Raw genomic sequence first — 18,826 nt, 5'->3', positions numbered from 1 at the left:
CCCGGGCAGTTTTTTTTATTCAGGTATTCATCGGCTTATTTTTTACTTCCCCCTTTTATTCGTTTATATCGTCGCCAGAGATTAATTCTTCACTCTGTAAATAGTGATATTCACCTGCCGCTCCGGCTTGACAAGGATTTCATGGGATCCTTAAACTCGTTTCGTGGTAAAAAGTGGGATAAAGTGGCGTAAATGGGTGATGAGGAGAAGAGACTGGCATGTTCCGCGGAGCAACGTTAGTCAATCTCGACAGCAAAGGGCGGCTCGCCGTACCCACGCGATATCGCGATTTGCTGATTGGGGAGTCTCAGGGGCAGATGGTCTGTACCATCGACCTCCACCAGCCATGCCTGTTGCTTTATACCCTGCCCGAATGGGAAATCATTGAAAAAAAGCTGGCACGCCTTTCCAGTATGAATCCACTTGAGCGCCGCGTGCAGCGTTTGCTGCTGGGGCATGCCAGTGAATGTCAGATGGATAATGCAGGCCGCCTGCTGCTGGCGAATACGCTTCGACAGCACGCAAAATTAACCAAAGAAGTGATGCTGGTTGGACAGTTCAATAAATTTGAGCTGTGGGATGAACAGACCTGGTATCAACAAGTCAGGGACGATATTGACGCAGAACAGTCGGCTCAGGAGCCTTTATCTGAGCGGTTGCAGGACTTGTCGCTATAGCTATGCAGGAAAATTTCAAACATACCACCGTGCTGTTGGATGAGGCGGTTAACGGCCTCAATATCAGGGAAGACGGTATTTACATCGACGGCACTTTTGGTCGTGGTGGCCATTCACGCCTGATTCTTTCGCAGCTGGGAGAGAAGGGAAAGCTGATCGCCATCGATCGTGATCCGCAAGCTATCGCCGCTGCAGCAGAGATCACCGACCCGCGTTTTTCAATTATTCATGGCCCTTTTTCCGCGCTGGCAGAGTATGTCTCTGAACGGGATCTGGTCGGAAAGATTGACGGCATTTTGCTGGACCTGGGGGTTTCATCACCGCAGCTGGATGACGCCGAACGTGGCTTCTCCTTTATGCGTGATGGACCGCTGGATATGCGAATGGACCCGTCGCGCGGGCACTCCGCCGCAGAATGGTTGCTGCACGCAGAAGAGGCGGATATCGCTTTTGTCCTGAAGACCTACGGTGAAGAGCGATTCGCCAAACGCATCGCCCGGGCCATTGTCGAGCGTAATCGCGAACAGCCGATGACCCGGACCCGTGAACTGGCTGAGGTGATCTCAATCGCCATGCCGGTAAAAGATAAGTTTAAGCATCCGGCTACGCGCAGCTTCCAGGCGATTCGTATCTGGATTAACAGCGAACTGGAAGAGATCGATATTGCTCTGAAAGGCGCTGTTGAAGTGCTGGCTCCGCAGGGCCGCCTCTCTGTTATCAGCTTCCATTCACTGGAAGATCGGCTGGTGAAGCGCTTTATGCGCGATCAGAGTCGCGGGCCGCAGGTGCCGCCTGGGATTCCTATGACTGAACATCAGCTGCGTGCCCTGGGTGGGCGTGAACTGAAGTTGCTCGGCAAAATGTCGCCGGGTGAAGCTGAAGTCTCTGAGAACCCACGCGCGCGCAGCTCGGTATTACGTATCGCGGAGAAAACCGACGCATGATCGGTAATGAGCGTCACAGTCTGCCTGCCGTTATCGGCGGGGATCTGCTGCGAAAGGGCAAGATTCCGGTGCTGTTGCTGATCGCTGTGGTGGTTTCTGCCGTGCTGGTGGTGACCACCACCCATAAAACACGACTGTTAACCGCGCAGCGCGAACAGCTGGTGCTGGAGCGTGACGCACTCGATATTGAGTGGCGCAACCTGATCCTGGAAGAGAATGCACTGGGCGATCACAGCCGTGTTGAACGCATCGCCACCGAGAAGCTGCAGTTGCAGCACGTTGATCCTTCACAAGAAAATATCGTGGTGCAGAAATAAGGACCTCAGATAGCGAATGAGCGGCACAGGCAGAACGCTGAAATTGAAGAAACCGGAAGATAAAGCCAGCTTTGTAAGCTGGCGTTTTGCGTTGCTGTGCGGCTGTATTTTACTGGCGCTGGGTGGATTGCTGTCACGTGTGGCCTGGCTGCAGGTGATCAATCCTGGCAAGCTGGTAAAAGAGGGCGATCTGCGCTCGCTGCGTGTTCAGGCGGTGCCCACCTCACGCGGCATGATCAGCGATCGCGCCGGACGTCCGCTGGCAGTCAGCGTGCCGGTCAACGCTATCTGGGCCGATCCCAAAGAGTTGCACGCCGGTGGCGGCGTGACGCTGGACAGCCGCTGGAAGGCGCTTTCCGATGCGCTCTCTATTCCCCTTGATCAGCTGGCCGCCCGCGTGAATGCCAATCCCAAAGGCCGTTTTGTCTATCTGGCGCGCCAGGTCAATCCGGCCATCGGCGACTACGTCAAAAAACTCAAACTTCCCGGTATTCATCTGCGCGAAGAGTCACGCCGTTACTACCCTGCCGGGCAGGTCACCTCCCATCTGATTGGCTTTACCAACATCGACGGGCAGGGCATTGAAGGCATCGAGAAGAGCTTTGATAAGTGGCTGACCGGTGCACCCGGCGAGCGGACGGTGCGTAAAGATCGGTACGGTCGGGTCATCGAGGATATCTCTTCGGTGGACAGCCGGGCCGCTCATAACCTGACGCTGAGCATTGATGAGCGGTTACAGGCGCTGGTTTATCGTGAACTGAATAACGCCGTCGCCTTCAACAAAGCGGAATCGGGTACGGCGGTGCTGGTGGATGTCAATACCGGTGAAGTGCTGGCGATGGCCAACAGCCCGGCTTACAACCCGAACAATCTCGGCAACACGCCAAAAGATCTGATGCGTAACCGCGCCATTACCGACATTTTCGAACCTGGCTCTACCGTGAAGCCGATGGTGGTGATGACGGCGCTGCAGCGTGGTGTGGTGAGAGAGAACAGCGTCCTGAATACCGTGCCGTACCGCGTCAATGGTCATGAGATCAAAGATGTGGCGCGCTACAACGAATTGACCCTGACAGGGGTTTTACAGAAGTCGAGTAACGTCGGTGTTTCACGTCTGGCGTTAGCGATGCCTTCCTCAGCGCTGGTAGAAACTTACGCGCGCTTTGGACTGGGCAAACCGACCAATTTGGGGCTGGTCGGGGAAAGCAGTGGCTTATACCCTAAAAAACAACGGTGGTCTGACATAGAGAGGGCCACCTTCTCTTTCGGCTACGGGCTAATGGTAACGCCGTTACAGTTAGCGCGAGTCTACGCAACGATTGGCAGCTATGGCATTAATCGCCCGCTGTCGATCACCAAAGTGGATCCGCCCGTCGCGGGACAACGCGTTTTCGATGAGTCACTGGTGAAAACCGTGATGCACATGATGGAAAGCGTGGCGCTGCCCGGTGGCGGGGGCGTCAAAGCGGCAATCAAGGGTTATCGCATTGCGATAAAAACCGGTACGGCGAAAAAGGTCGGGCCGGACGGACGCTACGTTAATAAATACATTGCCTACACCGCAGGCGTCGCGCCTGCCAGTCATCCCCGATTCGCGCTGGTGGTGGTGATCAACGATCCCCAGGCCGGCAAGTATTACGGCGGTGCGGTCTCTGCACCGGTATTTGGAGCCATCATGGGTGGCGTACTGCGTACCATGAACATCGAGCCGGACGCGTTACCGACCAATGACAAGAATGAGCTGGTGACTAACAGAAGTGAGGAATCAAGTGACAGATCGTAACCTGCGCGATTTACTCGGCCCCTGGGTGCCAGGCGCGCCGGCGCGCCCACTGCGTGACATGACCCTGGATAGCCGCATTGCGGCTTCTGGCGATCTGTTTGTCGCTGTTGCAGGCCATCAGGTTGATGGACGCCGTTTCATTCCGCAGGCAATTGCGCAGGGCGTTGCTGCTGTGGTGGCGGAAGCTGAGGGTGAAGCGTCCGACGGCGAAATCCGTGAAATGCACGGCGTACCGGTTATCTATCTGGCGCAGCTGCATCAGCGCCTTTCGGCCCTGGCAGGCCGTTTTTATCAGCAGCCGGGCGAAAAACAGAAGCTGATTGGCGTCACCGGCACCAACGGTAAAACTACCACCACCCAGTTGCTGGCGCAGTGGGCGACGCTACTGGGTGAGACCAGCGCGGTGATGGGCACCGTCGGCAATGGGCTGGTAGGTCACTTAGCGGCGGCAGAAAATACCACGGGTTCAGCGGTTGATGTTCAGCATCTGCTGCACGATCTGGCTGAAAAAGGGGCGACCCTGACCGCAATGGAAATCTCGTCACACGGACTGGTTCAGCATCGCGTCGCTGCGCTGCCGTTTGCCGCGGCGGTCTTCACCAATCTCAGTCGCGATCACCTCGATTACCACGGTGATATGCAGAGCTATGAGTCAGCTAAATGGCTGCTCTTTTCTGAGCATCAGGTCGGGCAGGCGATTCTTAATGCGGATGACGAAGTCGGCCGTCGCTGGCTGGCACGCTTACCTGATGCCGTTGCGGTCACCATGGAGGATAACCTCCAGCCGGGCTGTCACGGGCGCTGGCTTAAAGCCGATGCGGTGGATTACCACGATAACGGCGCACATATTCGTTTCAGCTCCAGCTGGGGCAACGGCGAAATCGACAGTCCGCTGATGGGTGCCTTCAACGTCAGCAATCTGATGCTGGCACTGGCAACGCTGCTGTCACTGGATTATCCGCTGGCGGCGCTAATCAGCGTTGCACCGCAGTTGCAGCCGGTCAACGGTCGTATGGAAGTGTTCAGCGCCGCAGGAAAACCGACGGTCGTCGTGGATTATGCCCACACCCCGGATGCGCTGGAAAAAGCGCTGGAAGCGGCACGTCTGCACTGCAAAGGAAAACTGTGGTGCCTGTTTGGCTGCGGCGGCGACCGTGACAAAGGCAAACGCCCGTTAATGGGCGCGATTGCTGAGCAATATGCGGATGTGGTGGTGATTACGGATGACAATCCGCGCAGCGAAGATCCGCAGGCGATTGTAAAAGATATTCTGACCGGTTTGCTGGACCCAGGCCGCGCCCGCGTGGTCTCTGGTCGTGCACAGGCGGTTACTAACGCCGTTATGCAGGCGCAGCCCGACGATATCGTGCTGGTGGCTGGCAAAGGCCACGAAGATTATCAGATCATTGGCAACAGCCGTCTCGACTACTCCGATCGTGCCACCGTTGCGGCACTGCTGGGAGGCGTTGCATGATTCCGGTTTCATTAAAAACCCTGGCGGAAATCGCCGGCGGCACGCTGCACGGCAGCGATTTAACGCTGAGTGACGTAACCACCGATACCCGCAAAGTGACGGCGGGCAGCCTGTTTGTTGCGCTGGTGGGCGAACGTTTCGATGCGCACGACTTCGCCGACGATGCCATTGCGAATGGCGCGCAGGCGCTGCTGGTAAGTAAGCATTTACCTGTCGCTGTGCCACAGGTGTTGGTTGAAGATACCCGGCTCGCCTTTGGCAGGCTGGGCGCATGGGTGCGTCAGCAGTCGACCGCCCGTGTAGTGGCGCTGACCGGCTCCTCCGGCAAAACCTCGGTTAAAGAGATGACGGCGGCGATTCTGCGTCAGTGCGGCGAGACGCTCTACACCGCAGGTAATCTCAACAACGATTATGGCGTACCGATGACGCTGCTGCGGCTGACTGCAGAACATCAGTATGCGGTCATCGAACTCGGTGCTAATCATCAGGGCGAAATCGCTTACACCACCGATCTGGTTCAACCGGAAAGCGCGCTGGTGAATAACCTGGCCGCGGCGCATCTGGAAGGCTTTGGTTCGCTGGCCGGTGTCGCTAAGGCCAAGGGCGAGATCTTCCAGGGCTTACCGGCTCACGGCATTGCGATTCTGAACGCAGAGAGCAATGACTGGCCCAACTGGCAGAGCACGCTGCAGGATAAAACCGTGTGGCGTTTCTCACCGCAGGCGGCAGAGTGTGAATTCTCCGCCCGTGATATCCGCATTGCTCAGGACGGCACCCATTTTGTGATGAAAACGCCGTGTGGCGAAGCTGAGATCGTGCTGCCATTGCCGGGTCGGCATAACATCGCCAACGCCCTGGCGGCGGCGGCACTGGCCCTGTCAGTGGATGCACCGCTTAGCGCCGTTCAGCAGGGGCTGAAAAAACTGCAGTCGGTGCCAGGTCGCTTGTTCCCGGTTCGCCTCTCTGCGCATCAGCTTCTGCTGGATGACAGCTACAACGCTAACGTCGGTTCGATGACTGCGGCCGTTCAGGTCCTGTCAGAAATGCCGGGTTACCGTGTGCTGGTCACGGGGGATATGGCGGAACTGGGTGAAGAGACAGAAAATTGTCACCGCGAAGTCGGCCAGGCGGCACGTGACGCAGGCATTGATCGCGTGCTGAGCACCGGAAAATTCAGCCATTTCATCAGTGAAAGCAGTGAAGTTGGCGAACATTTCAGCGATAAGACGGCGCTGACTGAACGTTTGCGTCAATTGTTGTCCGAACACTCAGAAATTACCGTCCTGATAAAAGGTTCACGTAGTGCCGCCATGGAGCAGGTAGTACAGAACTTAAAGGAGAAAGGAACATGTTAGTTTGGCTGGCCGAGCATCTGGTCGCTTTTTATTCGGGATTTAACGTCTTTTCCTATCTGACGTTTCGCGCCATTGTCAGCCTGCTGACCGCGTTATTCATCTCTCTCTGGATGGGGCCGCGCCTGATCGCCTGGCTGCAGAAATTACAGATTGGCCAGGTCGTCCGTAACGATGGCCCGGAATCGCATTTCAGTAAGCGCGGCACGCCGACCATGGGCGGCATCATGATTCTCACCTCCATCACCATTTCGGTGCTGATGTGGGCATATCCGTCGAATCCCTATGTCTGGTGCGTGCTGTTCGTGTTAATCGGCTTTGGCATCATCGGCTTTGTCGATGACTACCGCAAAGTGGTACGCAAAGACACTAAAGGCCTGATCGCCCGCTGGAAATATTTCTGGATGTCGGTGATTTCGCTGGGCGTCGCGTTCGGGCTCTATGCGGCGGGCAAAGATACTCCCGCGACCCAACTGGTCGTGCCCTTTTTCAAAGATATCATGCCGCAGTTAGGTCTGTTTTATGTGCTGCTGGCCTACTTTGTGATTGTCGGAACGGGTAACGCGGTCAATCTGACCGATGGCCTGGATGGGCTGGCAATTATGCCAACCGTCTTTGTCGCCGCGGGCTTTGCGCTGGTTGCCTGGGCCACCGGTAACGTGAAGTTTGCTGAATATCTGCACATTCCCTATCTACGTCACGCCGGTGAGCTGGTGATTGTCTGTACCGCCATCGTCGGGGCAGGGCTGGGCTTCCTGTGGTTCAATACCTATCCGGCTCAGGTCTTTATGGGCGACGTGGGTTCGCTGGCGCTGGGCGGCGCGCTGGGCACCATTGCGGTGTTGCTGCGTCAGGAATTTTTACTGGTGATTATGGGCGGCGTGTTTGTGGTTGAAACGCTGTCGGTCATCCTGCAGGTGGGATCGTTTAAGTTGCGCGGCCAGCGTATTTTCCGCATGGCGCCGATCCATCACCACTATGAACTTAAGGGCTGGCCGGAACCGCGCGTCATTGTGCGCTTCTGGATTATTTCGCTAATGCTGGTGCTGATTGGCCTGGCCACGCTGAAGGTGCGTTAATCATGGCTGACTATCGGGGTAGAAAAGTCGTCATCATCGGGCTGGGCCTCACCGGGCTCTCCTGTGTTGATTTCTTTTTAGCGCAGGGCGTGACGCCTCGCGTGATGGACACCCGTGTCTCGCCGCCGGGGCTGGATAAATTGCCCGGGCAGGTTGAACGCCATCTGGGCGGTATCAACGGTGAATGGCTGCTGGCGGCCGATCTGATTGTTGCCAGCCCTGGCGTCGCGCTGGCGCATCCGATTCTCAGCGAAGCCGTCGAAGCCGGCATCGAAATTGTCGGTGACATTGAGCTCTTTTGCCGCGAGGCGCAGGCGCCGATCGTGGCGATCACCGGCTCCAACGGTAAAAGCACGGTCACGACGCTGGTGGGTGAAATGGCGAAAGCCGCAGGCTGGCAGGTGGGCGTCGGTGGCAATATTGGTCTGCCCGCGCTGAGCCTGCTGCAGTCACCGGCGCAACTCTATGTACTGGAACTCTCCAGTTTCCAGCTGGAGACCACGCACAGTCTGAAAGCCGCGGCGGCAACCATACTTAACGTCAGCGAAGATCATATGGATCGCTATCCGCTGGGTATGCAGCAGTATCGCGCCGCTAAGCTGCGGGTTTATGAGAATGCACAGGTCTGCATCGTTAACGCCGATGATGCCCTGACGATGCCGGTACGCGGCGCGGACACCCGCTGCGTCAGCTTTGGTGTCGATTTCGGGGACTACCACCTTAACAAGCAGCAGGGCAGTATCTGGCTGCGGGTGAAAGGCGAGAAAGTCCTGAACACGGCCGAAATGAAGATGGTGGGACAGCACAACTACACCAATGCGCTGGCTGCGCTGGCGCTGGCAGATGCGGTGGGTCTGCCACGTGCCTCCAGTCTGGCCGCCTTAACGCACTTTAACGGTCTGGCGCATCGCTTCCAGCTGGTCCATGAGCATCAGGGCGTGCGCTGGATCAATGACTCCAAAGCCACCAATGTCGGCAGCACCGAAGCAGCGCTGAATGGCCTGCAGGTGAAGGGAACGCTGTGGCTGCTGATGGGCGGTGATGGCAAGTCGGCCGATTTTACGCCGCTGATCCCCTGGCTGCAGGGCGACAATGTACGCCTTTACTGCTTTGGTCGCGATGGCGATGCGCTGGCGGCGCTGCGTCCGGAAATCGCCGTGCGCACTGAAACCATGCGCCAGGCGATGGAGCAGATTGCGCCGCAGGTTAAAGCAGGCGATATGGTTCTGCTGTCGCCAGCCTGCGCCAGCCTTGACCAGTTCCGTAACTTTGAGCAGCGCGGTGAGCAGTTCGCGCAACTGGCGAAGGAGCTGAGCTGATGCGTATTCCTGGCGCCGGACTGGCGGGATATTTCTCAGGACGCCTGAAAGACTGGGTCATGGGCGCACGCGAAAGTGATGACTCTTCGCTGGTGCTCTATGACCGCACACTGCTATGGCTGACGCTGGGCCTGGCGGTGATTGGTTTCGTGATGGTGACGTCAGCTTCAATGCCGGTGGGTCAGCGTCTGAATGACGATCTTTTTTATTTTGCCAAGCGCGATGCTTTCTACATCGTGCTGGCTGTATGTATGGCGCTGGTCACGCTGCGGGTGCCGATGGATTTCTGGCAGCGCTACAGCAACGTGATGCTGATGGTCACGGTCGCGATGCTGCTGATTGTTCTGGTAGTCGGTAGCTCGGTTAACGGTGCATCGCGCTGGATCGCGCTGGGTCCGCTGCGTATTCAGCCTGCAGAGCTGTCGAAGCTCTCTCTGTTCTGCTATCTCGCCAGTTATCTGGTGCGCAAAGTGGAAGAGGTGCGTAACAACTTCTGGGGCTTCTGTAAGCCGATGGGCGTGATGGTGGTGCTGGCCGTGTTACTGCTGGCGCAGCCGGATCTCGGTACGGTGGTTGTGCTGTTTGTGACGACCCTGGCGATGCTGTTCCTGGCGGGGGCCAAACTGTGGCAGTTCCTGGCAATCATCGGTTCCGGCATCTTTGCGGTGATCCTGCTGATCATTGCAGAACCCTACCGTATGCGCCGTGTGACCTCGTTCTGGAACCCGTGGGAAGATCCCTTTGGTAGCGGCTACCAGCTGACCCAGTCACTGATGGCATTTGGTCGCGGGGAATTCTGGGGCCAGGGGCTCGGTAACTCCGTGCAAAAGCTGGAATATCTGCCCGAAGCGCATACCGACTTTATTTTCGCCATCATCGGGGAAGAACTCGGCTACGTCGGTGTGGTAATGGCACTTTTAATGGTATTCTTCGTCGCTTTTCGTGCGATGTCGATTGGCCGTCGTGCTCTGGAACTGGATCAGCGTTTTTCCGGCTTTTTAGCCTGTTCAATCGGAGTCTGGTTTAGCTTCCAGGCGCTGGTTAACGTCGGTGCGGCAGCCGGTATGTTACCGACCAAAGGTCTGACCTTACCGCTGATCAGTTACGGTGGGTCAAGTCTGATCATTATGTCGACTGCCATCGTCTTTTTATTACGCATAGATTATGAAACGCGCCTGGCGAAAGCGCAGGCGTTTACCCGAGGTGGTCGATGAGCGGTAAGCGATTGATGGTGATGGCAGGCGGAACCGGCGGACATGTCTTTCCCGGTCTGGCTGTCGCCCATCATCTGATGGAACAGGGCTGGCAGGTCCGCTGGTTAGGCACTGCCGACCGTATGGAAGCCGATCTGGTGCCAAAGCACGGCATCGACATCGACTTCATCCGCATCAGCGGATTACGTGGTAAAGGCATGAAGGCGTTGCTGCTGTCACCGCTGCGCATCTTTAATGCATGGCGTCAGGCCCGTCGCATCATGAAGGCCTGGCAGCCGGATGTCGTGCTGGGCATGGGTGGCTACGTTTCCGGTCCTGGCGGCTTAGCGGCCTGGAGCTGCGGTATTCCGGTGGTACTGCATGAGCAGAACGGCATCGCCGGGCTGACTAACAAATGGCTGGCGAAAATCGCCACTAAAGTCTTGCAGGCGTTTCCGGGCGCGTTTCCCGCCGCCGATGTGGTGGGAAACCCGGTTCGCACTGATGTACTGGCACTGCCTTTACCCGCGCAGCGTCTGGCGGATCGTCATGGCCCGATACGGGTGCTGGTGATCGGTGGCAGTCAGGGTGCGCGGATACTGAACCAGACGCTGCCGCAGGTTGCCGCGCTGGTGGGTGATGAGATCACTCTGTGGCATCAGACTGGTAAAGGGTCGTTGCCCGAAACAGAGAAAGCTTATCAGCAGGTCGGGCAGACGCAGCACAAGGTGACCGAGTTTATTGATGACATGGCTGCCGCCTACGCCTGGGCTGATGTGGTGGTGTGCCGCTCCGGCGCGTTAACCGTGAGCGAAGTCGCTGCCGCTGGTTTACCGGCGATTTTCGTGCCATTTCAGCACAAAGATCGCCAGCAGTACTGGAACGCGCTGCCGCTGGAGAAAGCGGGCGCCGCCAGAATTTTTGAGCAGCCGCAATTTACTGCGGAGGCTGTAGCGGATCAGCTACGCCACTGGGATCGCGCAACACTGCTGACGATGGCTGAGCAGGCCCGTCAGGTGGCGATCCCCGATGCGACTGAGCGGGTCGCTCAGGAAGTGGCTCGCGCCGCAAAGTAATCATTCCAGTCAGCGCGTCTGACCTGTACCCGGACTGGGTACAAACTGAAATAGCAGGTAACTGAGAGCGATGAATACACAACAATTGGCAAAACTGCGTTCTATCGTGCCCGAGATGCGTCGCGTCCGGCACATCCACTTTGTCGGCATCGGCGGTGCTGGCATGGGCGGTATTGCCGAAGTGTTAGCAAATGAAGGCTACCATATCAGCGGTTCAGATCTGGCCCCTAACCCGGTGACGCAGAACCTGATTGCGCTGGGTGCCACCATTTATTTTAACCATCGCCCCGAAAACGTGACCGATGCCAGCGTTGTGGTGGTTTCCAGCGCCGTTTCGCAGGATAACCCCGAACTGATAGCGGCACGTGAACAGCGTATCCCGGTTATCCGTCGCGCGGAGATGCTGGCTGAGCTGATGCGTTTTCGTCACGGCATCGCCGTTGCGGGTACCCATGGCAAAACGACCACCACGGCGATGGTGTCGAGTATTTATGCGGAAGCGGGTCTCGATCCGACCTTTGTTAACGGCGGACTGGTCAAAGCAGCAGGCACCCATGCCCGTCTGGGCCACAGCCGGTATCTGATTGCTGAAGCGGATGAGAGCGATGCGTCGTTCCTGCATCTGCAGCCGATGGTGGCGATTGTGACCAACATCGAAGCTGACCATATGGACACCTATCAGGGCGATTTTGAGAACCTGAAGCAGACGTTTATTAACTTCCTGCACAACCTGCCGTTTTACGGTCGTGCGGTGATGTGTGTGGATGATGCGGTTATTCGTGACCTGATCCCACGCGTGGGACGCCATATCACCACGTACGGTTTCAGTGATGATGCTGACCTGCGCATTGAAAATTATGAACAGAGTGGCGCGCAGGGGCATTTCACCCTGATCCGTCAGGATAAAGCACCGCTGCAGATTACGCTGAACGCGCCGGGTCGCCACAATGCCCTGAATGCGGCAGCCGCCGTCGCCGTCGCCAGTGAAGAGGGCATTGAAGACAATGCTATCCTGGCTGCGCTGGAGAGTTTCCAGGGCACGGGCCGTCGCTTTGATCTGCTGGGTGAATTCCCGACAGAGCCGGTCAATGGACAGCCGGGCACCGCGATGCTGGTTGATGATTACGGTCATCATCCCACCGAAGTGGACGCGACAATTAAAGCCGCGCGCGCAGGCTGGCCGGATAAAAAACTGGTGATGGTGTTTCAGCCGCACCGTTACAGCCGAACCCGCGATCTGTTTGATGATTTCGCCAACGTACTGTCGCATGTAGATGTGTTGCTGATGCTGGATGTTTACCCGGCCGGTGAAACCGCCATTCCGGGTGCTGACAGTCGTTCGCTGTGCCGTGCGATTCGTAATCGCGGCAAGGTGGATCCGATTCTGGTGCCGGAACATGACGCGCTGCCAGAGATGCTGGCACCGCTGCTGTCAGGCAATGACCTGATTCTGGTGCAGGGAGCCGGTAACGTCGGCAAGGTTGCCCGCAAGCTGGCTGACACTAAGCTCCAGCCGGAACGCAAAGCGGAGGATCGTCATGGCGGATAAAGTTGCAGTATTAATGGGTGGCACCTCGGCAGAGCGCGAGGTTTCGCTGAACTCGGGTCAGGCCGTCCTCGCCGGATTACGGGAAATGGGCATTGATGCACATGGCATCGATACCCGTGATGTCTCTGTGCTGACGCTGAAAGAGCAGGGCTTTACCAAAGCCTTTATCGCGCTGCATGGCCGGGGCGGAGAAGATGGCACGCTGCAGGCGGTGCTGGAGTTCCTGCAACTGCCGTACACCGGCAGCGGCGTGATGGCATCGGCCGTGACCATGGATAAGCTGCGCACCAAGCTGCTGTGGCAGGGACGTGGTTTACCGTCAGGAAAGTTTGTCTGGCTGACACGCCAGCAGTTTGATGCCGGTCTGGACGCAGAAAACAACGCGGCAATTGCGGCGCTTGGCCTGCCACTATTTGTGAAGCCAGCCTGTGAAGGCTCCAGCGTGGGCATCAGTCGGGTTAACGATCTGAGCGCGCTGCCGGCGGCACTGGACATGGCGTTTAAGCACGACAATGACGTGCTGGTCGAGGCGTTTCTTAGCGGCGCGGAGTATACCGTCGCGATTGTGGGCGATCGTATTCTGCCCTCGATTGAAATAAAGAGCGCCAGCGAGTTCTATGACTATGAAGCTAAATACATTTCTGACGATACTCAGTACGTCTGTCCGGCCGATTTAAGCGCTGAACGTGAAGCGGAATTACAGCAGCTGGTACTGGCGGCCTGGCGTGCGCTGGGATGTCGCGGCTGGGGACGGGTTGATGTAATGACCGATGGGGAAGGGCGCTTTCAGTTACTGGAAGCCAATACCTCACCGGGCATGACCAGCCACAGTCTGGTGCCAATGGCAGCGAAACAGGCGGGCATGAGCTTCCCGCAGCTGGTTGCCCATATTCTGGAGCTGGCCGACTGATATGTCACAGGCGGCGATGAGAGTTCGAAACCGTGAACCGCAGGAGCGTATTCGCACCGGGCGCAGTAACGGTGCCCGACTGTTCGGCATTGTTTTTCTGCTGATCGTCATCGGGATTATGGTTGCCGGCGGGCTGGTGGTACTGAAGTGGATGAACGATGCGTCCCGGCTGCCATTGTCAAAACTGGTGGTGACAGGACAGACGCACTACACCACACACGATGATATTCGTCAGGCGATTTTGTCGCTGGGTCCGCCTGGTACGTTTATGTCTCAGGATGTGGACATCCTGCAGCAGCAGATTGAGCGGCTGCCCTGGATTAAGCAGGTCAGCGTGCGTAAGCAGTGGCCGGACGAACTGAAGATCCACCTTGTGGAGTACACACCGGTGGCGCGCTGGAACGATTTGCATATGGTGGATGCTGAGGGTGTCTCCTTCAGCGTACCCGCCAGTCATGTCGGCAAAGAGACAATGCCGATGTTGTACGGGCCGGAAGGGAGTGAGAAAGAGGTCCTGGCGGGCTATCACAGCATGGATGATGTGCTGAAAGCCCGAAAGTTTACTCTGAAGGTGGCGTCGATGACGGCGCGGCGTTCATGGCAGCTGGTCACCAGCGATGATGTTCGTATCGAACTGGGCCGCAGCGACACCATGAAACGACTGAATCGCTTTATTGAGCTCTACCCGGTGCTGCAACAGCAAGGTCAGAACGAGAGCAAACGTATCAGCTACGTGGATTTACGATACGACTCTGGCGCTTCTGTTGGCTGGACACCGATCGTGATGGAGCCACAGGACAGTAATCAGCAACAGAACCAGGCACAGGCTAAACAACAATGATCAAGGCAACGGACAGAAAACTGGTAGTTGGACTCGAAATCGGCACTGCGAAGGTTGCCGCCCTGGTTGGGGAAGTTCTGCCCGATGGTATGGTCAACATTATTGGGGTGGGCAGCTGCCCTTCCCGCGGTATGGATAAAGGTGGCGTAAACGACCTTGAGTCGGTGGTGAAATGCGTTCAGCGCGCCATCGATCAGGCTGAGCTGATGGCAGATTGCCAGATCTCCTCCGTCTACCTTGCTTTATCGGGCAAACATATTAGTTGTCAGAACGAAATCGGGATGGTTCCGATTTCCGAAGAGGAAGTGACTCAGGATGATGTAGAGAACGTCGTACACACCGCCAAATCGGTGAGAGTACGTGACGAGCATCGCATCCTGCACGTCATTCCTCAGGAGTACGCCATTGACTATCAGGAAGGGATTAAAAATCCGGTCGGGCTTTCTGGCGTGCGTATGCAGGCGAAAGTGCATCTGATCACCTGCCACAACGACATGGCGAAGAACATCGTTAAAGCCGTTGAACGTTGCGGGCTGAAAGTGGATCAGCTGATTTTTGCCGGTCTCGCCTCCAGTTTTGCCGTTCTGACTGAAGACGAACGTGAGCTGGGCGTGTGTGTTGTCGATATTGGTGGCGGTACAATGGACATAGCCGTATATACCGGCGGCGCTTTACGGCACACTAAGGTTATTCCGTATGCAGGCAACGTCGTTACCAGCGACATCGCTTATGCGTTTGGTACACCACCAACGGATGCTGAGGCGATCAAAGTGCGCCATGGTTGCGCGCTGGGCTCGATTGTCGGCAAAGATGAGAACGTTGAGGTGCCGAGTGTGGGCGGACGTCCACCACGTAGCCTGCAACGTCAGACGCTGGCTGAAGTGATTGAGCCGCGTTACACCGAACTTTTGAATCTGGTCAATGACGAGATTCTGCAGTTACAGGAACAACTGCGTCAGCAGGGCGTGAAGCATCACTTAGCCGCAGGCATTGTCCTGACCGGTGGTGCAGCGCAAATCGAAGGACTGGCGGCCTGTGCGCAACGCGTATTCCATACGCAGGTGCGTATCGGACAGCCGCTGAATATTACCGGCCTGACTGACTATGCGCAGGAATCGTACTACTCCACTGCCGTGGGACTGTTGCATTACGGCAAAGAGTCGCACATGAACGGTGATGCAGAGACCGAAAAACGGGTCTCAGTAGGTAACTGGTTCAAGCGTATTAACAGTTGGTTAAAAAAAGAGTTTTAATTTTTGTGAAAGGGGATCATGCTGTTTTCTTTAGTGATCTCCAGGCGACAGGCACATAACGGAGAGAAATCATGTTTGAACCTATGGAATTAACCAACGACGCGGTGATTAAAGTCATCGGCGTCGGTGGCGGCGGCGGTAACGCCGTAGAGCACATGGTACGCGAGCGTATCGAAGGTGTGGAATTCTTTGCTGTGAATACCGACGCGCAAGCGCTGCGTAAAACAGCTGTCGGCCAGACCATTCAGATCGGTAATAACATTACCAAAGGTCTGGGTGCGGGTGCGAACCCGGAAGTAGGCCGTAACTCTGCAGAAGAAGATCGCGAAGCACTGCGTTCTGCGCTGGAAGGGGCAGACATGGTCTTCATCGCAGCAGGTATGGGCGGCGGTACCGGTACCGGTGCAGCGCCTGTCGTGGCTGAAGTGGCTAAGGAGCTGGGTATCCTGACGGTGGCGGTTGTCACCAAGCCGTTCAACTTCGAAGGCAAAAAGCGCATGGCGTTTGCCGAGCAGGGGATCGCCGAACTCTCTAAGCATGTCGATTCACTGATCACCATTCCAAACGACAAGCTGCTGAAAGTGCTGGGCCGTGGTATCTCTCTGCTGGATGCGTTTGGTGCAGCGAATGACGTGCTGAAAGGCGCCGTTCAGGGTATCGCTGAGCTGATCACCCGTCCAGGCCTGATGAACGTCGACTTTGCTGACGTGCGTACCGTCATGTCCGAAATGGGCTATGCGATGATGGGTTCAGGCGTCGCGTGCGGTGAAGATCGTGCTGAAGAAGCGGCTGAAATGGCGATCTCCAGCCCACTGCTGGAAGATATCGACCTTTCTGGTGCGCGTGGCGTGCTGGTCAACATTACGGCGGGCTTCGACCTGCGTCTGGATGAGTTCGAGACCGTGGGTAACACTATCCGCGCCTTCGCCTCTGACAACGCGACCGTCGTGATCGGTACCTCACTGGATCCGGAGATGAACGACGAACTGCGCGTCACCGTGGTGGCAACCGGTATCGGCATGGACAAGCGTCCTGAAATCACCCTGGTAACCAACAAGCCAGCCAGTCAGCCAGTGATGGATCATCGCTATCAGCAGCACGGTATGTCACCGCTGCCGCAGGAGCAGAAACCTGCTGCCAAAGTCGTTAACGACCAGGCTGCGCAGTCGAACAAAGAGCCCGATTATCTTGATATTCCGGCCTTTTTACGTAAGCAGGCCGATTAGGATTAACCCTATAATTGGGATTCTCCGCTCTTTGTGCTAAAGTCTCTGTCCGCTGGTAAAGTATACTGGCGGTCGGACAGGTGATATTGCGAGATAATACGATGATCAAACAAAGGACATTAAAACGTATTGTTCAGGCGACTGGTGTCGGTTTACATACCGGCAAAAAAGTCACCCTGACATTACGCCCTGCGTCGGCTAATACCGGGGTCATCTATCGTCGCACCGACTTGAATCCACCGGTAGATTTTCCGGCTGATGCAAAATACGTGCGCGACACCATGCTGAGTACCTGCCTGGTGAATGATGAAGGCGTGCGTATTTCCACGGTTGAACACCTCAATGCCGCCCTGGCGGGGCTGGGTATCGACAACATTATTGTTGAAGTCGATGCGCCAGAAATCCCGATCATGGATGGCAGCGCAGCACCGTTTATCTATCTGCTGATGGATGCGGGCATCGAGCAGCTCAACAGCGCGAAGAAATTTGTGCGTGTTAAGCAGACCGTGCGTGTGGAAGAGGGTGACAAATGGGCCGAGATCAAACCGTTTAACGGCTTCTCGCTCGATTTCACTATCGACTTCAAACACCCGGCCATCGATTCCAGCTCACAGCGTTATGCGATGAACTTCTCTGCTGACGCCTTTGTTCGCCAAATCAGCCGGGCGCGTACATTTGGCTTTATGCGTGAAATCGAATATCTGCAGTCTAAAGGCCTGTGCCTGGGCGGTAGCTTAGATTGTGCGATAGGTCTGGATGATTTCCGCGTACTGAATGAAGAAGGCCTGCGTTTTGAGGACGAGTTTGTCCGTCACAAAATGCTGGACGCGATTGGCGACTTGTTTATGTGTGGTCACAACATCATTGGCGCATTCACTGCGTTTAAATCGGGCCACGCGCTGAACAACAAGCTGCTGCAAGCGGTTCTGGCTAAGCAGGAAGCCTGGGAATGGGCAACCTTCGAAGACGAAGCTGAACTGCCGCTGGCATTCAAAGCACCGAATCTGGTTCTGGCTTAATTACCCCGGAACGTGAAACGGCTGGTTATGCTGACACCCTCTCCGGTCAGCGGCGCCAGCCGTTTTTTATTGCCTCTTATCACACGCCTGATGACTGCGACCTCGCTCGCAAAGCGTTGTCTGTTCTGCTGATTTGCTGAACAATCACACGCGTTTTCTCTCGCCATCACTTTAATCCCAGGTGTGGATGCCCCACATTAATGATACTATCTGTGGCGCTTTTACAGGCCGAAATCCGTTGCGGCTCGCGGCGGGTACCAGAAAACAAGAGCGCAACAGAACATGCGCGATGGAAAGGTTGTGATCGGGATTCTTCTGCGCTGGCGACAATTAGGTAGACGCTATTTCTGGCCTCATCTCCTGTTAGGGATGGTAGCGGCCAGCTTTGGCCTGCCAGCCTGTGCGCAAAGCTCCGAACTCAACGCGTCGTCTGAATCTCCGGCCAGCAGTCTCTTTCTTGGCAATGCCACACGCTTTGATCACCTGATCCGGCTGCAGGAAGCATCCCGACGCCCGAGCTTCAGCGTGGATTACTGGCATCAGCACGCCATCCGCACCGTTATTCGTCATCTCTCTTTCACGCTGGCGCCCCAGGCGCAGGCGGAGCAACAGGCATTACCGCTGGCGGCACAAAAGCTGGCGCTGATCGACTCACTGCATAGTTTACTGACATCACATTCTGCGCTGCACACTGCACCGCAGCAGATCTCTACGCCGCCTCTTTTCATGGCCGTTACCCGCTCATGGGTAGAATGGCATGCCAGCGTGCATGGCATACGCGCCGGACCTGCCCGATTGTTCTGCTAATATTTTT

17 protein-coding genes are annotated in these 18,826 nt (G+C 56.4%); all 17 read left to right on the top strand.

What is annotated here, in order from left to right:
- Positions 1 to 218: 218 nt before the first annotated feature.
- The 17 genes from mraZ to secM all read left to right on the top strand — a co-directional run bounded on the left by mraZ (position 219) and on the right by secM (position 18,819).
- On the top strand, positions 219 to 677 hold the full coding sequence (gene mraZ, locus ACR8BN_RS15920) for a division/cell wall cluster transcriptional repressor MraZ (protein WP_009092149.1): 459 nt from the start codon (positions 219 to 221) through the stop codon (positions 675 to 677).
- A gap of 2 nt (positions 678 to 679) precedes the next feature.
- Positions 680 to 1,621, top strand: a complete 942-nt coding sequence (gene rsmH / locus ACR8BN_RS15915; protein WP_434747102.1) for a 16S rRNA (cytosine(1402)-N(4))-methyltransferase RsmH — start codon at positions 680 to 682, stop codon at positions 1,619 to 1,621.
- Complete coding sequence (ftsL, locus tag ACR8BN_RS15910; protein ID WP_003854764.1) at positions 1,618 to 1,938, top strand: cell division protein FtsL; 321 nt, start codon at positions 1,618 to 1,620, stop codon at positions 1,936 to 1,938. The genes rsmH and ftsL overlap by 4 nt, the downstream gene beginning before the upstream one ends.
- Positions 1,939 to 1,954: 16 nt before the next feature.
- Positions 1,955 to 3,721, top strand: a complete 1,767-nt coding sequence (locus ACR8BN_RS15905; protein WP_010671821.1) for a peptidoglycan glycosyltransferase FtsI — start codon at positions 1,955 to 1,957, stop codon at positions 3,719 to 3,721.
- Positions 3,708 to 5,195 carry a UDP-N-acetylmuramoyl-L-alanyl-D-glutamate--2,6-diaminopimelate ligase gene (gene murE / locus ACR8BN_RS15900; protein WP_434747101.1) on the top strand — a complete coding sequence of 496 codons (1,488 nt, stop codon included), beginning with the start codon at positions 3,708 to 3,710 and terminating at the stop codon, positions 5,193 to 5,195. The genes ACR8BN_RS15905 and murE overlap by 14 nt, the downstream gene beginning before the upstream one ends.
- A complete protein-coding gene (gene murF / locus ACR8BN_RS15895) occupies positions 5,192 to 6,550 on the top strand; it encodes a UDP-N-acetylmuramoyl-tripeptide--D-alanyl-D-alanine ligase (RefSeq protein ID WP_434747100.1) in 1,359 nt (452 codons plus the stop codon). The genes murE and murF overlap by 4 nt, the downstream gene beginning before the upstream one ends.
- Entirely contained in the window at positions 6,544 to 7,626 is a 1,083-nt protein-coding gene (gene mraY, locus ACR8BN_RS15890) for a phospho-N-acetylmuramoyl-pentapeptide-transferase (protein WP_003854755.1), read from the top strand. The genes murF and mraY overlap by 7 nt, the downstream gene beginning before the upstream one ends.
- Positions 7,627 to 7,628: 2 nt before the next feature.
- Positions 7,629 to 8,945: a UDP-N-acetylmuramoyl-L-alanine--D-glutamate ligase gene (murD, locus tag ACR8BN_RS15885; RefSeq protein ID WP_039386495.1), complete on the top strand. Its 1,317-nt coding sequence runs from the start codon at positions 7,629 to 7,631 to the stop codon at positions 8,943 to 8,945.
- Complete coding sequence (gene ftsW / locus ACR8BN_RS15880) at positions 8,945 to 10,159, top strand: cell division protein FtsW (RefSeq protein WP_010253879.1); 1,215 nt, start codon at positions 8,945 to 8,947, stop codon at positions 10,157 to 10,159. The genes murD and ftsW overlap by 1 nt, the downstream gene beginning before the upstream one ends.
- Complete coding sequence (gene murG, locus ACR8BN_RS15875) at positions 10,156 to 11,214, top strand: undecaprenyldiphospho-muramoylpentapeptide beta-N-acetylglucosaminyltransferase (RefSeq protein WP_064703397.1); 1,059 nt, start codon at positions 10,156 to 10,158, stop codon at positions 11,212 to 11,214. Before ftsW ends, murG begins: the two co-directional genes overlap by 4 nt.
- A 70-nt stretch (positions 11,215 to 11,284) precedes the next feature.
- On the top strand, positions 11,285 to 12,763 hold the full coding sequence (gene murC, locus ACR8BN_RS15870; protein WP_039386499.1) for a UDP-N-acetylmuramate--L-alanine ligase: 1,479 nt from the start codon (positions 11,285 to 11,287) through the stop codon (positions 12,761 to 12,763).
- Positions 12,753 to 13,673, top strand: a complete 921-nt coding sequence (locus ACR8BN_RS15865) for a D-alanine--D-alanine ligase (protein WP_010253885.1) — start codon at positions 12,753 to 12,755, stop codon at positions 13,671 to 13,673. Before murC ends, ACR8BN_RS15865 begins: the two co-directional genes overlap by 11 nt.
- Position 13,674: 1 nt before the next feature.
- A complete protein-coding gene (gene ftsQ, locus ACR8BN_RS15860; protein ID WP_039386502.1) occupies positions 13,675 to 14,514 on the top strand; it encodes a cell division protein FtsQ in 840 nt (279 codons plus the stop codon).
- Positions 14,511 to 15,767 (top strand): cell division protein FtsA, encoded by a 1,257-nt coding sequence (gene ftsA, locus ACR8BN_RS15855; RefSeq protein WP_010253890.1) that lies wholly within the window; start codon positions 14,511 to 14,513, stop codon positions 15,765 to 15,767. The genes ftsQ and ftsA overlap by 4 nt, the downstream gene beginning before the upstream one ends.
- Positions 15,768 to 15,838: 71 nt before the next feature.
- Positions 15,839 to 16,993: a cell division protein FtsZ gene (gene ftsZ / locus ACR8BN_RS15850; protein WP_010253892.1), complete on the top strand. Its 1,155-nt coding sequence runs from the start codon at positions 15,839 to 15,841 to the stop codon at positions 16,991 to 16,993.
- Positions 16,994 to 17,094: 101 nt separating this feature from the next.
- Complete coding sequence (gene lpxC / locus ACR8BN_RS15845) at positions 17,095 to 18,012, top strand: UDP-3-O-acyl-N-acetylglucosamine deacetylase (RefSeq protein ID WP_010253894.1); 918 nt, start codon at positions 17,095 to 17,097, stop codon at positions 18,010 to 18,012.
- A gap of 300 nt (positions 18,013 to 18,312) precedes the next feature.
- Positions 18,313 to 18,819, top strand: a complete 507-nt coding sequence (gene secM / locus ACR8BN_RS15840; RefSeq protein ID WP_434747099.1) for a secA translation cis-regulator SecM — start codon at positions 18,313 to 18,315, stop codon at positions 18,817 to 18,819.
- Positions 18,820 to 18,826: the final 7 nt, after the last annotated feature.

The sequence above is a fragment of the Pantoea sp. Lu_F5_004 genome, from assembly GCF_051136245.1.
GTDB classification, from domain to species: domain Bacteria; phylum Pseudomonadota; class Gammaproteobacteria; order Enterobacterales; family Enterobacteriaceae; genus Pantoea; species Pantoea agglomerans.
The sequence above is the reverse complement of the archived record's forward strand: the minus strand, read 5'-3'. Positions and strand labels throughout refer to the sequence as shown.

Bases quoted from the DNA above. Each gene is read 5' to 3' on its own strand.
- mraZ (WP_009092149.1), top strand. From the start codon at position 219: ATGTTCCGCGGAGCAACGTTAGTCAATCTCGACAGCAAAGGGCGGCTC.
- rsmH (WP_434747102.1), top strand. From the start codon at position 680: ATGCAGGAAAATTTCAAACATACCACCGTGCTGTTGGATGAGGCGGTT.
- ftsL (WP_003854764.1), top strand. From the start codon at position 1,618: ATGATCGGTAATGAGCGTCACAGTCTGCCTGCCGTTATCGGCGGGGAT.
- ACR8BN_RS15905 (WP_010671821.1), top strand. From the start codon at position 1,955: ATGAGCGGCACAGGCAGAACGCTGAAATTGAAGAAACCGGAAGATAAA.
- murF (WP_434747100.1), top strand. From the start codon at position 5,192: ATGATTCCGGTTTCATTAAAAACCCTGGCGGAAATCGCCGGCGGCACG.
- mraY (WP_003854755.1), top strand. From the start codon at position 6,544: ATGTTAGTTTGGCTGGCCGAGCATCTGGTCGCTTTTTATTCGGGATTT.
- murD (WP_039386495.1), top strand. From the start codon at position 7,629: ATGGCTGACTATCGGGGTAGAAAAGTCGTCATCATCGGGCTGGGCCTC.
- ftsW (WP_010253879.1), top strand. From the start codon at position 8,945: ATGCGTATTCCTGGCGCCGGACTGGCGGGATATTTCTCAGGACGCCTG.
- murG (WP_064703397.1), top strand. From the start codon at position 10,156: ATGAGCGGTAAGCGATTGATGGTGATGGCAGGCGGAACCGGCGGACAT.
- murC (WP_039386499.1), top strand. From the start codon at position 11,285: ATGAATACACAACAATTGGCAAAACTGCGTTCTATCGTGCCCGAGATG.
- ACR8BN_RS15865 (WP_010253885.1), top strand. From the start codon at position 12,753: ATGGCGGATAAAGTTGCAGTATTAATGGGTGGCACCTCGGCAGAGCGC.
- ftsQ (WP_039386502.1), top strand. From the start codon at position 13,675: ATGTCACAGGCGGCGATGAGAGTTCGAAACCGTGAACCGCAGGAGCGT.
- ftsA (WP_010253890.1), top strand. From the start codon at position 14,511: ATGATCAAGGCAACGGACAGAAAACTGGTAGTTGGACTCGAAATCGGC.
- ftsZ (WP_010253892.1), top strand. From the start codon at position 15,839: ATGTTTGAACCTATGGAATTAACCAACGACGCGGTGATTAAAGTCATC.
- lpxC (WP_010253894.1), top strand. From the start codon at position 17,095: ATGATCAAACAAAGGACATTAAAACGTATTGTTCAGGCGACTGGTGTC.